Origin of the sequence: Pseudomonas sp., from assembly GCF_035497915.1 — a bacterium.
In the GTDB taxonomy this organism is placed as follows: Bacteria; Pseudomonadota; Gammaproteobacteria; order Pseudomonadales; family Pseudomonadaceae; genus Serpens.
On sequence record NZ_DATJCS010000039.1, the window covers coordinates 26,411 to 39,386 of the forward strand.

The window sequence follows — 12,976 nt, forward strand, 5'->3', positions numbered from 1 at the left end:
CCATGAGCAAGAGCAACGAGACGCTGATGCAACGCCGCATGGCCGCCGTGCCGCGCGGGGTGGGGCAGATCCATCCGATCTTCGCCGAGCGTGCGGAGAACGCCACCGTCTGGGACGTGGAAGGCCGCGAGTACATCGACTTCGCCGGCGGCATCGCCGTGCTCAACACCGGTCACCTGCACCCGAAGGTGGTGGCCGCCGTGCAGGCGCAGCTCGGCAAGCTGTCGCACACCTGCTTCCAGGTGCTGGCCTACGAGCCCTACGTGGAGCTGTGCGAGAAGATCGCCGCGCGGGTGCCGGGCGACTTCGCCAAGAAGACCCTGCTGGTGACCTCCGGCTCCGAGGCGGTGGAAAACGCCGTGAAGATCGCCCGCGCCGCCACCAGTCGCGCCGGGGTGATCGCCTTCACCAGCGGCTACCACGGCCGCACCATGATGACCCTGGCGCTGACCGGCAAGAAGGTGCCCTATGCCGCTGGCATGGGCCTGATGCCCGGCGGGGTGTTCCGCGCCCAGTACCCGTGCGCGCTGCACGGGGTGAGCGTGGATGACGCCATCGCCAGCATCGAACGTATCTTCAAGAACGACGCCGAGCCGCGCGACATCGCCGCCATCGTCATCGAGCCGGTGCAGGGCGAGGGCGGTTTCCATGTGGCGCCGAAGGATTTCCTGCAGCGCCTGCGCGCGCTGTGCGACCAGCACGGCATCCTGCTGATCGCCGACGAGGTGCAGACCGGCGCCGGACGTACCGGCAGCTTCTTCGCCATGGAACAGCTGGGCGTGGTGGCGGACCTGACCACCTTTGCCAAGTCCATCGCCGGTGGCTTCCCGCTGTCGGGCGTGTGCGGCAAGGCGGAGATCATGGACGTGATCGCCCCCGGCGGATTGGGTGGCACCTATGCCGGCAGCCCGATCGCCTGCGCGGCGGCGCTGGCGGTGCTGGAGGTGTTCGAGGAGGAGCAGCTGCTGGCGCGCAGCCGGCAGGTCGGTGAGCGGATCACCGCCGCGTTGCGCCAGTTGCAGGCGCAGCACCCGGTGATCGCCGAAGTGCGCGGCCTGGGGGCCATGGTGGCGATGGAGCTGTGCGAAGGCGGCGACCCGCACAAGCCGGCGGCCGAGCTGACCGGAAAGATCGTGGCGCGGGCGCGGGAGAAGGGGTTGATCCTGCTGTCGTGCGGCAGCTACGGCAACGTCATTCGCGTGCTGGTGCCGCTGACGGTGCCGGATGCGCAGCTGCAGCAGGGCCTGGCGATGCTGGCGGAGTGCTTCGACGAGTTGGCCTGATAGCGTCTACGCCGCACCCGCCGTAGGAGCGGACTTGTCCGCGAGCTTTTCTTGTCGACCCCAGCAAAAAAGCTCGCGAATGAATTCGCTCCCACAGGTCAGGCGGCTGTGCTGTCGCTACTCCAGCGCCATCCACTGCTCGCTCAGGGCGCGGGTGTGGCGGTCGATGGCCAGTGGCGCGAAGGGGCGGCCCGACTGGCTGACCAGGGCGTTGCTCTGGCTGTTCATGTCGACGAAGGCATTGCGCAGGTAATTCCAGCGCACCTTCAGCTTGTCGGCCACCTGGGGGTTCTGGCCCGCCAGGGTTTCCACTTCCTTGTCGATGGCCGGCACGAGGACGCGCTCGTCCTGGCCCAGATAGGCATTCGGCTGCTCGCGGGCAATCTCGAAGTTGCCGAAGTAGGCGCGGCTCAGGTACTGCACCGACAGGTATTCGATCTTGGCGGCCAGCTCGGCGGGTGTGGCGGTGGGGTGCGCGCGCAGGCCGGTGAGAAAGTCGCGCAGCGCCTGGCTCAGTGCTTCGGGGTAGCGCCAGGGCATGTTTTCCTCACCGGGGCCGAAGGCCACGCCCTGGCGAATCTGCTCGATCAGCGCCTGGTGGCGGCGGCGCAGGGTTTCGTCCGGCGCCAGCGTCTGCATGGCCTGGTCGAGCGCCTGCAGATCCTCTTCCAACCGTTGCAGATGAGCCTTCTGGAAGCCTTCGCCGCGCACCAGCATCAGGCTGCTGGTGGCGCGCGTGGCCTGGATCTGCGCCCGCTCCACGGGGGATGCGGCGGCGAAGGTGAACGCCGGCAGGGTGGCCAGCAGCATCAGGACGGCGCCGAGTCCTCGGCGCAACAGGACGAAGCGATGCATGGGGGTGCTCCTTTTTTGTTGTTGTGAGCAAACGGCTGCATGTGGGCACAGCCTACCCCCCGTAATGGCGCAAAGTCATCCCTGACGCTGGTTTTGTGAGCGCTGCCTCGTCCTCAGGTCAGATGCGCCGGCACACCGGCCTTGGGCTTGAAGTAGAGCGTCTGGCCACGCGCCAGATCGACCAGGCTGGCGTCGTCCTTGGCGACTTCGGCCTCGATGGGCTCTTCCTGGCCGTCGACCTTGAGGGTCACGCGGGTGATCGCACCCAGCGGACGGATGTCGCGGACTTCCGCCGGACGATGCTCGTCCTCGGCGCTGCGCGACAGCGAGATCTCGTGCGGGCGGAACAGGATGTGATGTTCCTCGCCCATGTACAGCCGGTTGGCATCGCCGAGGAAGTGGTACACGAACGGGTTGGCCGGATGCTCATAGACCTCTGCCGGCGAGCCGATCTGCTCGATCACGCCCTTGTTCATCACCACGATGCGGTCGGCCACTTCCATGGCTTCTTCCTGGTCATGGGTGACGAACACGCTGGTCAGGTTGATCTCCTCGTGCAGGCGCGCCAGCCAGCGGCGCAGCTCCTTGCGCACCTTGGCGTCCAGGGCGCCGAAGGGTTCGTCGAGCAGAAGGATCTTCGGTTCCACCGCCAGGGCGCGGGCCAGGGCGATGCGCTGGCGCTGGCCGCCGGACAGCTGTTCGGGGTAGCGGTCGCCCAGCCAGTCGAGCTGCACCATCTCCAGCAGCTCCTTCACGCGGCGGGCGATGGTGGCTTCGTCCGGGCGCTCGGACTTGGGCTTCATGCGCAGGCCGAAGGCGACGTTGTCGAAGATGCTCATGTGGCGGAACAGCGCGTAGTGCTGGAATACGAAGCCGACGTTGCGGTCGCGCACGTCGCGGGTCGACACGTCCTCGCCGTGGAACACGATCGAGCCGCTGTCCGGGGTTTCCAGGCCGGCAATGATGCGCAGCAGGGTGGTCTTGCCGCAGCCGGACGGGCCGAGCAGGGCGACCAGCTCGCCGCTATGGATGTCCAGGTTGATGTCGTTCAGCGCGCGGAAGGCGCCGAACTGCTTGTTCACGTTACGGACTTCGATACTCACAGGTTTATTCCTCCGCGCCACTGTGGCGTAGGCGGTTGATGCGCGATTCGCTCCATTGCTTGAGCAACAGGATGACCAGGGCCAGTGCCAGCAGGAGGCTGGCGACGCTGAACGCGGCGACGTGGTTGTATTCGTTGTAGAGAATTTCGACATGCAGGGGCAGGGTGTTGGTCAGGCCGCGAATGTGCCCGGACACCACCGACACGGCGCCGAATTCACCCATGGCGCGAGCGGTGCAGAGTACCACGCCATAAATCAGCCCCCAGCGGATGTTCGGCACGGTGACGTGCCAGAACATTTGCCAGCCGCTGGCGCCCAGCAGGCGGGCGGCTTCCTCTTCCTGGGTGCCCTGTTCCTGCATCAGCGGGATCAGTTCGCGGGCCACGAACGGCACGGTGACGAACAGCGTGGCCAGCACGATGCCCGGCACCGCGAAGACGATCTGGATGTCGTGCTCCAGCAGCCATTCGCCGAACAGGCCCTGGGCGCCGAACAGCAGCACATAGATCAGACCGGCAATCACCGGCGACACCGAGAACGGCAGGTCGATCAGGGTGACCAGCAGGCTCTTGCCGCGAAACTCGTACTTGCTCACGCACCAGGCGGCGGCCACGCCGAACAGCAGATTGAGCGGCACGGAAATGGCCACGGCCAGCAGCGTCAGCCGCAGGGCGGCGAGTGCATCGGGCTCGAAAATGGCGCTGAAGAAGGTGCCGACGCCGGCTTGCAAGGCCTCGGACAACACGATCACCAGCGGCAGCAGCAGGAACAAGGCGAACACGCTCCAGGCGGCGCCGATCAGCGTCAGGCGGCTCCACTGCAGCGGGGCCTGGCGGGCAACGGCGGGAAGCGGCACCGCCACGGAAAGACTGCTCATGGGCATGCTCCTCAGCGGGTCCGGATGTGGCGCTGCAGCAGATTGAGCAGCAGCAGCAGGATGAAGGCGACCGCCAGCATCAGTACGCCGATGGCGGTGGCGCCGGCGTAGTCGTACTGGTCGAGCTTGACCATGATCAGCAGCGGCAGGATCTCGGTCTTGCCCGGCATGTTGCCGGCGATGAAGATCACCGAGCCGTACTCGCCGACGCCGCGGGCGAAGGCCAGCGCGAAGCCGGTCAGCCAGGCGGGCAGCAGCGCCGGCACCAGCACATGGCGAAACACCTGCAGCGGTTTGGCGCCCAGGCAGCTGGCGGCTTCCTCGACCCCCCGGGGGATGTCGGCCAGCACCGGCTGCAGGGTGCGCACCACGAACGGCAGGGTGACGAAGGTCAGGGCCAGGGTGATGCCCAGCGGACTGTAGGCGATCTTCAGGCCCACGGCGCTGGCGAACTGACCAATCAGGCCGTTGGGCGCATACAGTGCGGTGAGGGCGATGCCGGCCACGGCGGTCGGCAGGGCGAACGGCAGGTCGATCAGCGCGTCGATCAGCTTGCGGCCGGGGAAGCGATAACGCACCAGCACCCAGGCCAGCAGCGTGCCGATCACCCCGTTGAGCAGCGCGGCGCCAAACGCGGTGGCGAAGCTGAGCTGCAGGGCGGTCAGCACGCGGGCCGAGGTGGTGACCGTGATGAACTGGTCCCAGGTCAGCTCGGCGGTCTTCACGAACAGTGCGGCCAGCGGAATCAGCACCAGGAAGCTGAGGTAGCAGAGCGTGTAACCCAGGGTCAGGCCGAAACCGGGGATGACGGGCGAGGTGCGACGCGACATGGAATACCCCTACCGTCAGTGGGCCTGGTAGATCTGGTCGAACACGCCGCCGTCGCTAAAGAAGCGGGGCTGTGCGTCCTTCCAGCCATTGAAGGCGCCGTCGATGGTCACCAGCTCCAGTTGCGGGAACTGTTCGGCGAACTCGGCGACCACCTTGGCATTGCGCGGGCGGTAGAAGTTCTTCGCGGCGATGCGCTGGCCCTCCTCGCTGTACAGGTGATTCAGGTAGGCGGTGGCCAGTTCGCGCGTGCCCTTGCGCTCGACATTGCGGTCCACCACGGCCACCGGCGGCTCGGCGAGGATCGACAGCGACGGCACGACGATCTCCAGCTGCTCGCCGCCCTGTTCCTTCAGCGCCAGGAAGGCTTCGTTTTCCCAGGCCAGCAGCACGTCGCCGATCCGGTTGTTGACGAAGGTGATGGTCGAGCCGCGCGCGCCGGTATCCAGCACCGGCACCTGCTTATACAGCTGGGCCACGTATTCCTGGGCTTTCTCGTCGCTGCCGTACTGCTTCTTCGCCCATGCCCAGGCGGCGAGGAAGTTCCAGCGGGCGCCACCAGAGGTCTTCGGGTTCGGGGTGATGACTTCCACGCCCGGTTTCACCAGGTCGCCCCAGTCCTTCAGGCCCTTGGGATTTCCCTTGCGCACCAGGAACACGATGGTCGAGGTGTAGGGCGTGCTGGCGTCCGGCAGGCGCGACTGCCAGTCGGCGGGGATCAGCTTGCCGAGGCGGTGCAGTTCGTCGATGTCGCCGGCCAGCGCCAGGGTCACCACATCGGCGCGCAGGCCGTCGATCACCGAGCGGGCCTGCTTGCCCGAGCCGCCGTGGGATTGCTGGAGGGTAACGTCACCCTTGCCCTGGGCTTTCCAGTGCTGGGCAAAGGCGGCATTGAATTCCTGGTACAGCTCGCGAGTCGGGTCGTAGGACACGTTGAGCAGGGTGTCGGCGGCGAAGGCTTGAGGGGTAAACAGCGCGCCGGCGAGGGCGGCGAACGCGAAACGGCGAATGGACATGTGAAGCTCCTGGAATGACGGGTTCGGATTGCGGCAGTGGTGCGTCTGGGCGCGCCCTCCGGTTGTCCAGTCGGGCCGTATCGTGTTCTTCAGCGGTTACTTGCGCGGCTCGCTCAGCCGGTACTTTTCCTTGCGCTCAATCTGCACGACACGGCTGTCGTGCACAGTGATCTCCACCGAGCCGTAGCGCAGGTTGCGCAGGGCGGCATGAATCTCACGCAGCAAGGAAGCGTCATCGGCCGGCACGTCGAGGCTGCGGGGCGTTGTGCTCATGGGTGTGCTCCATCTGGGGTTCCCTCACCGTGGTGAGGATGGAGCGGACTATAGAGAGAGGGTCTTATTCTTAAAAATATCTTTTAAGAATTTTTATATTCCATAAGGGGATATTTACATTAGCGCCGGCGTGCCCGATCCAAGGCGACTGCGCAGGCCTGCGCCTGCCGATGTTGCCGCCATGGGAAGAGGCTGCAGCGCCTGATGGGCGGAAGGTCGGGTTGGGCCCGAGATCAGCATCGGCTGAAGGTGAAATCCTCGGCCTGGGGCGTGGCCTGAATGCCCCTGGCTTCCTGGCCACGGTAATAGGCTTCGATGGTCAGGTTGGGATCGATCCGAGCCTGGAGCGTGCAGGGCTTTTTCTGCCAGGGGTAGGCGGCAACTTTCTCACGCAGCTTTTTTCCTTCCTTGCGTTTCCATGCCTCGACGTTCAGGTCACGCCATTTGCGCGGGTTGCGTCCGGTGGCGGCGTCGTGGGCGGCGGTGACCGGGTCCAGGTGGCGGCTCTGCTCCAGTACCGGTAGATCCGGCAGTGGCTGGCTGACGTCCATGTAGCGCTGCAATGTGTCCCAGAAGGCGTGCAGGTTGTGCTTGTCCAGCCCCAGGGTATGGACCTTGCGGGCCAGGCAGACCTTGGTGTCGTCGTAGCGGTGGTGCAGCCAGAGGGCGTAGTCATGGCCGCCATAGCCGGTGGGCAACAACTGTATGACGGGATCGAACTCGTAGAAGGGCGCCACGAAGGGTTTACGGAAGCGACGGGCAATGGTCAGGGTACCGTTCTGGCGATTGAATTCGCTGCCGTCGTGTTTGTAGAAGCGGACGTAGAGCGCGAGTAGTAGGTCGGCGCCGATGATGGCGTGGAGGTAGAGGAAAGCGCTGATCCAGAACACTCCTTGCTCCGGCCCCCATAAACCACTTTCTTCCCATTCAATGAGAGCAACTGTTGAAATCGCCAATGTGAGAATTATGGTGTGTGCATATTTTTGATTTTCTGTTCCAAAAAAGGAAAGGGTTGCAAATGCAGCTAATGCTCCTAGTATCGAGAACATAGAGTTGTCTAGTATTACGGCGATATTTATTGATAGTAGTACGGCTGAAAAAAATATAAAAAGTAGCTTGGAGATGAAGATTAGGTAAGGAATAAAGCTAGTGTTTTGGAATCTCCAGCGCTGCGCATCACAGAAGATGAGTGGCTGTTGCCCTTCGGTAAGCTGCTGTTCATATGCCTTATGGGCTTCGCTTTCCAGTTGTGACTCAACCTCCACGGGAGAGTCCAGTCCGGCGTAATGTCCCCGGCGCAGCGGCGTCTCGAACAGTCCCCCTTGCTGTTGGCGGGACAGGGGTAGATCGGGAAGCGCATCACTGCGATAGGCGCCGGGGCCGTAGGGAATGCTGTGGTCTTTTGCGCTCATGCCTTGAATTCCGTGGTTTCGATCAGCCAATAAGGGGCGTCGTTCGAAAGGATCGCTGGAGTCGGCTGTCTTCTGAATGTCTCTTGCCAGGCTTGCCAGCGTTTGGGGCTCGGCTGGGGTAGGACCAGCGTTTTTGCCGGGCCACCTTGGGCTTTCAATTTCCCGGGCTGGCTCAGATGGAATTGGGCGCGAAGAACCACTCGCTGGGCAATCGTATAGTGATATCGCTCTCGCGGAGTTAGTTGTACCGGAGGAAATTGCCGAGGTAGTACGTAAAGCAACGTGCTTTCGTCCAGTGGACATGCATTCAGTTTGAATTCATTGATCGCTTTTCGGTGAAGCGGCTGCATTCTGGCGGCATCGCTACGCGGGAGGGCCTGGACCTGTTCTTCGGGCAGCAATACAAAGTCTCGCCCTCCTTGGAACATGGGGAGCAGGGGCGATTGAAGGGTCATTACCCAGTCGCCGTCTTCCAGTGGTTGCATCTGCGTGGGTTGGCAGCCCAACGGCATTGACGAGCGTTCGGAGGCGACTTGGCGTAGTACCGCACGATGCTTTAATGGGGCGTTCTTTCGCCATTCGGATAGGGGCACCACCTGAATGATCGGCTTGCCCAGAATGCCGAGCAGTTGCGTGTAGGCGTTCCATGGGTCGCGCAAGTGGCCGAAACGTTCATCGTCGGACTTTGGATGCTCCTTGCCGAAGGGGCCATGTTTCGCCAGCGCTTCGAGATCGGTGTCGATGAGCCAGTTGGCCAGCAGGCTGCCGCCTATGAATATCAACCCGCTGATCAGCAGCACCATGGGATTTATCGCCATGCCCAATGTGGCGGCTGTCCACAAAGCAGAGCCGGAAGTGGCCAGCACACCATAGGCGAGTGCGGCATTATAATCGCCTTGGCGCCAGGCGCGGGAGGCGTCCCATGCACTCAGTAAACTAGTAATGGACATCGCTGCTCCAGATATGGCTCGGAGCAGTGTAAGTCTTGAACTGCCAGTTAATAATTCTAGGCTTTTCGCCCATTTCTCGGAGATCTTCGCGACATTGAAGCGAGGCTTTTCGAGTATTTGAACGAGCGAGCTGCTTGACCCTAGAACTGGTTTGCTTAAGTTGGCTAGTGCAACAATCATGTCGAGGGTTGCTGATAAAACTCCTAACTCATAGCGTAGCTTGCCCTCTAATCCTTCATTGGCTATTTCCTTCATGCTCACAATCTGCGTCTGCAAGTTGAACACCGCACAAGCCACCGCAACCAATGGAATGGTTGGTGTCTCCAGAACGCCCTGTATCTTGCGGTTGGCCTGCAACTTCCAGGCATTAAGACTCCGTACATGCGGATGATCCGCGGGCGCTGCAATAACCGTGGCCCGACCGAGGTTCGGTTGGTTCGGCATCTTTCGCGGGCTGTTGGAGGCGAGGGGATTGCCCGCCTGATCGTGTACGACGGCGTGGCTGTAATTCTTGGTGGTCAGGGTTGTTCGCTCTTCCGGAGTCAGGCCATAACTCAGGCCGCCACCTTCGACCCCAAGGATCACCAGCCGTTGCGCCAGCGCCTGTCCGCGCGGCATCAGCTCCAGGCCGCGCCATGAAGGCGACAATGTCTTGAACACACCGAAACTCGGGGCAAACAAGCGCGGCAGCTCCACCGCGACAACCGCATCGCTCAGGCGGCTGACCTGCGTGCAGATTGCCGTGGAGACGATGTCCATCAGGTCCCCCACCAAGGCCGTGGTGTTCTTGTTCAGCGACAGGGTATCGAATGCCGCAGAGTCCTCGCCTGCCGCCTGCAGCAACGTGCTGAGACCCATTCGCTGGGGGTTGGCTTCGCGCTTAATCCCGGCCATGGCTTGCAAACGAATAACCGCCTGCTCCGTATCATTCAGGAGTGGCTGCGTAACGGCATGTGTGGCTTCGAGCAGTTGAACCGCTAACCGGTTGATGGCTTTTCCCAGGTCATCATCGCCAGAAGCCAGGTAGAGGGCATCGCTTTGCGAGGGGTGCTTGAGGACTTCGAGGATTTCGCTTAGCAATGCATAGGGCTCTAGCAAGCGCTCATCGTTGCTGAAGAGCCAATCCTTGATGAAAGGCGCCAGTTGGTCTGTCAGTGCGATCAGTCGCGCCAGGATCGTTTTCAGGTGGGTTTGCGCGGCGTTTCGCTGGGTTTCACGTGCGGCCTCACGCACCCCCGGCGTGTCCAGATACGCCTGCAAGTGTGCCAGGGGGTTGTCGCCGGGGCGCATGACCAGGCTGTACAGCGCCTGGACATAAGCGCCATGGGGATGCTGGGCGACCAAGGCGTTCTGGCAGAGTGAGTAGGCACCCGTCAGGCGCATCTGAGCGGTGGCATGCCGAAGGCTGAACAATGGGTCGTCGAGTATGAAGCCAATCAGTCGGGGATAGCCGCGCAGGTTGAATTCGGCCAATACATCGACGCCAGCTTCCAGTGCAGGCAAGGGCTCGGGCTGCGGGTCGCCTTGGTGTTCGGCCAGTTCTTCCTTGGCACGCTGCAATCGCATCACCCATTCGGTTTCAGCGAAGCCGGTGAAATCGGGCGTAAAGGTTGCCGGGTCGGCCAGGTTGCTCTCCACCGCGAAGTCCCGAGCCCGCAGCCCTTCGCTCAGCGTGTCGATGGCCAGCGCCGGCATGGCCTGGGTCGCGCGCCAGTGCTCGGGTTTTCCCACGGCGGCCGCCCAAGCGGGAGCCAGGTTTCTGCAGCGCCGCTGAATGCGCGCAACATCCTGCTCCAGCCACTCGATGTATTCCCAGGTCCACGGCAGTTCGCTGTAGGCCATATGCAGATCGCCGGTTACTGCCCGGCCCTGCAGCAGCATCGGCAGCAGGATCAGATACTGGCGAGCGCCGACGGGAGGGCGTTCGTCGGCTTCCGCCTCCTGTTCGGCCTGTTCGCGCCAATGGGCGAGGTCCACTTCGAACAGCTGTCCCGCGCCATCGCTCTCTAACTCCCGCCACAGCCGGTTGCCCCAGAAGACATAGATGCGGCCCGGCCGCGGCAGTGCTCCCTTGGGCGCTTCGTTTTGACTGTCGTACCCCGGCAGGCGGGCCAGCGGCAGGACGGCGAGCAGGGTGTTTTTCTGCAGGTTCGGTTGTTCTTCCGTGCTGCGCGCGTCTTCCAGTAGTGGAATGGCAAAGGTGCCGCCATCGCTGCGCGCGATATTCAGTACCAGGCGCGCGTGGCGGGCGTCATCGTATTCGGTACGTTTGCGCACGCCCTGATCGATGGACTGATCCTTCAGTTCGCTCATGCCTTCTCCCTGGAGTCGAGCAGTTGCAGTTGGTCGCCCAGCGCGGGATCGCCCCAGACATCGACGATCAGTTCGCGCGACAGCGGTGCCGTTTCCGCGCTCTGTGCTGCGGCGGTCTCCGGTCCGGTGGACTGCCGAGAGGAGGCCGTGGATGGCGCGCTGTCGCCCGGCTGCAGTTCTTCGCCCTTCTGGGAAAACTCCGGCAGTGCCGGCCTTGCCCCGGACCCCACACCCGCACTGCCCCCCGAGTTCACCCTCACCTGCGCCCCCACCAGCGTCACGCCGCTGGCGTCGAGTTTCACGAAGCTGCCGCCGGCCTTGAGGGTCAGTGCGCTGCCGGCGGCCATGACGATCTTCTGCCCGCTGGACAGGTGAATCTCCCGCGCGGCCTCGATGAATTGGCCGTCGCCCAGCCTCACGTGCCGGCTCTTGCCGACGGTCAGGTGATCGCTGGCCTTCACTTCGCCCAGGCGGTTGGCGTGAAGAAGGCTGTGCTGTTCGCCCTGGATCTCGCTGTAGCGGTTGCCGCCCACCGTCTGGTGTTGTGCGTGGCCGACTTGCAGGCGCAGGTCGTGGCGGATGTGCTGTTGCCAGTCGCGCTGGGCGTGGAGGTAGATCCGTTCGGCGCCCTGGCGGTCGTCGATGTGCAACTCGTGGAAGCCTTCGCCGCCGGGGGAGCTGCGCGTTCGGAAGACGCTGCGCGTCTGGTGTTCCGGTAGCGGGCAGGGCGGTTCGTGCTCGCCGTGGTAGAGGCAGCCGGTCACCAGCGGCCGGTCCGGGTCGCCGTCGAGAAAGCCGACCAGCACCTCCATGCCGACCCGTGGAATCGCCAGCGCGCCGTACTGGTTACCGGCCCAGCCGCTGGCCACACGCAGCCAGGCACGGGATTCGTCGCGCGCTTCACGCTCCCAGTGGAAGCGCACCTGGACGCGGCCCTGCGCGTCGCAATGGATGTCTTCGTTGGCCGGGCCGGTGACCACGGCGCTCTGGCTGCCGATCAGACGCGGTCGGGCATGGCGGCGCGGCAGGCGAAAGGGTACGTCCCAGAGTGTGGCGGTGAAGCTGTTGCGGTAGCCCTGCGGCGTGGTGGCGTCGCTGTCGGCGTAGGCCTCCAGCACCTGTGGCTGATAGCCCTGATGGCGCACTTCGGTGAGCAGCCAGAGCTGTTGATAGTCGCTGTGCGGATGGTCGCGCAGGTCGAGGAAATGTCCGCTGGCCAGGTTCGGCTGGTCGCTGGCGCCGCTGGCCAGTTGCCGGTCATGGCGGGCGGCTTCCAGCGCGCGGCGGGCCAGCTGGCGGCCACGGGCGCGGTCGTTGAACCGGCCGGGGTAGTCGTAGAGGTCCAGCGCGGCGGTCGGGGTGTCTTCAGCGCAGGCGCTGCTGTCCATGTCCAGACGCGGCTGGTCGAAATCGTGATCGCGCAGCGTGACGCTGTCGCTGCGGGTCTCCAGGCGCACGGCGAAACGCTGGATGCCGACGTTGCCCGGTCGGCAGATCGGCGCGGTTTCCAGGCGCGGGAAGGGCGTCTGGTCGTCGCCGAACACCAGCACATGGCCCTGGTCGCTGTGCCGGAAGTGGTAATGCAGGCCTTCCTCCTCGCACATGCGCTGCAGGAAGTGCAGGTCGCTCTCGGCGTACTGCACGCAATAGTCGCGCGCCGGGTATGGGCTGCCGAGTGAGAAGCGGCAGGCGTCGCCCTGGATGCCGTGCTCGGCCAGCAGGTGCTGGAGGATCTGCGGCACGCTCTTCTGTTCGAAGATGCGGCTGTTGCGGCGTTGCTCGAGCCAGGCCAGCGCCGGGCGCAGCTCGATGCGGTAGTGGCTCAGGTCGCGACCGCACTGGCTCTGCTCGATGCGCCAGACCAGACCATGCAGGCCGCGCCCGTCGCCGAACGCGAGCCAGGCCGGCTGACGCAGCAGGGCGGCCAGATCCAGATCGGGTCGGGTGCAGACCAGGCGCACGTCGATGGTATACGGCTGGCCGATGGCTTCCACGGCCTCGAAGGCCAGAACCTGAACATCCAGCCCGGCCAGTTGCAGGGTGAAGCGGGTGCTCGACATAGACAT

General features: G+C 63.9%; 10 protein-coding genes. 1 reads left to right on the forward strand and 9 read right to left on the reverse strand.

All coding sequences use genetic code 11. From position 1 onward, the window contains the following. Positions 1-2: 2 nt before the first annotated feature. A complete protein-coding gene (gabT, locus tag VL129_RS12090; protein WP_325413069.1) occupies positions 3-1,283 on the forward strand; it encodes a 4-aminobutyrate--2-oxoglutarate transaminase in 1,281 nt (426 codons plus the stop codon). A 117-nt stretch (positions 1,284-1,400) separates the two neighbouring features. Here gabT and VL129_RS12095 read toward each other — a convergent pair whose 3' ends face one another. From VL129_RS12095 to tssI, 9 genes are all read right to left on the reverse strand, one after another. Next, positions 1,401-2,138 (reverse strand): hypothetical protein, encoded by a 738-nt coding sequence (locus VL129_RS12095; RefSeq protein WP_325413070.1) that lies wholly within the window; start codon positions 2,136-2,138, stop codon positions 1,401-1,403. Between the two features lie 113 nt (positions 2,139-2,251). Further along, positions 2,252-3,241, reverse strand: coding sequence for a sulfate/molybdate ABC transporter ATP-binding protein (locus VL129_RS12100; RefSeq protein WP_325413071.1), 990 nt, complete (start codon positions 3,239-3,241; stop codon positions 2,252-2,254). 4 nt (positions 3,242-3,245) lie between these two features. Continuing rightward, positions 3,246-4,124, reverse strand: a complete 879-nt coding sequence (gene cysW / locus VL129_RS12105; protein WP_414705197.1) for a sulfate ABC transporter permease subunit CysW — start codon at positions 4,122-4,124, stop codon at positions 3,246-3,248. Positions 4,125-4,129: 5 nt separating this feature from the next. Beyond that, complete coding sequence (gene cysT, locus VL129_RS12110) at positions 4,130-4,948, reverse strand: sulfate ABC transporter permease subunit CysT (RefSeq protein ID WP_325413073.1); 819 nt, start codon at positions 4,946-4,948, stop codon at positions 4,130-4,132. A 15-nt stretch (positions 4,949-4,963) separates the two neighbouring features. Further along, a complete protein-coding gene (locus VL129_RS12115) occupies positions 4,964-5,962 on the reverse strand; it encodes a sulfate ABC transporter substrate-binding protein (protein ID WP_325413074.1) in 999 nt (332 codons plus the stop codon). Between the two features lie 96 nt (positions 5,963-6,058). Further along, positions 6,059-6,235 (reverse strand): sulfur starvation response protein OscA, encoded by a 177-nt coding sequence (gene oscA / locus VL129_RS12120; RefSeq protein WP_325413075.1) that lies wholly within the window; start codon positions 6,233-6,235, stop codon positions 6,059-6,061. Between the two features lie 233 nt (positions 6,236-6,468). Next, positions 6,469-7,116 (reverse strand): hypothetical protein, encoded by a 648-nt coding sequence (locus tag VL129_RS12125; protein WP_414705200.1) that lies wholly within the window; start codon positions 7,114-7,116, stop codon positions 6,469-6,471. A 527-nt stretch (positions 7,117-7,643) separates the two neighbouring features. Next, a complete protein-coding gene (locus VL129_RS12130) occupies positions 7,644-10,910 on the reverse strand; it encodes a hypothetical protein (protein WP_325413076.1) in 3,267 nt (1,088 codons plus the stop codon). Further along, positions 10,907-12,970, reverse strand: coding sequence for a type VI secretion system tip protein TssI/VgrG (gene tssI, locus VL129_RS12135; RefSeq protein ID WP_414705198.1), 2,064 nt, complete (start codon positions 12,968-12,970; stop codon positions 10,907-10,909). Before tssI ends, VL129_RS12130 begins: the two co-directional genes overlap by 4 nt. Positions 12,971-12,976 lie beyond the last annotated feature (6 nt).

Bases quoted from the DNA above. Each gene is read 5' to 3' on its own strand.
- gabT (WP_325413069.1), top strand. From the start codon at position 3: ATGAGCAAGAGCAACGAGACGCTGATGCAACGCCGCATGGCCGCCGTG.
- VL129_RS12095 (WP_325413070.1), bottom strand. From the start codon at position 2,138: ATGCATCGCTTCGTCCTGTTGCGCCGAGGACTCGGCGCCGTCCTGATG.
- cysW (WP_414705197.1), bottom strand. From the start codon at position 4,124: ATGCCCATGAGCAGTCTTTCCGTGGCGGTGCCGCTTCCCGCCGTTGCC.
- cysT (WP_325413073.1), bottom strand. From the start codon at position 4,948: ATGTCGCGTCGCACCTCGCCCGTCATCCCCGGTTTCGGCCTGACCCTG.
- VL129_RS12115 (WP_325413074.1), bottom strand. From the start codon at position 5,962: ATGTCCATTCGCCGTTTCGCGTTCGCCGCCCTCGCCGGCGCGCTGTTT.
- oscA (WP_325413075.1), bottom strand. From the start codon at position 6,235: ATGAGCACAACGCCCCGCAGCCTCGACGTGCCGGCCGATGACGCTTCC.
- VL129_RS12130 (WP_325413076.1), bottom strand. From the start codon at position 10,910: ATGAGCGAACTGAAGGATCAGTCCATCGATCAGGGCGTGCGCAAACGT.
- tssI (WP_414705198.1), bottom strand. From the start codon at position 12,970: ATGTCGAGCACCCGCTTCACCCTGCAACTGGCCGGGCTGGATGTTCAG.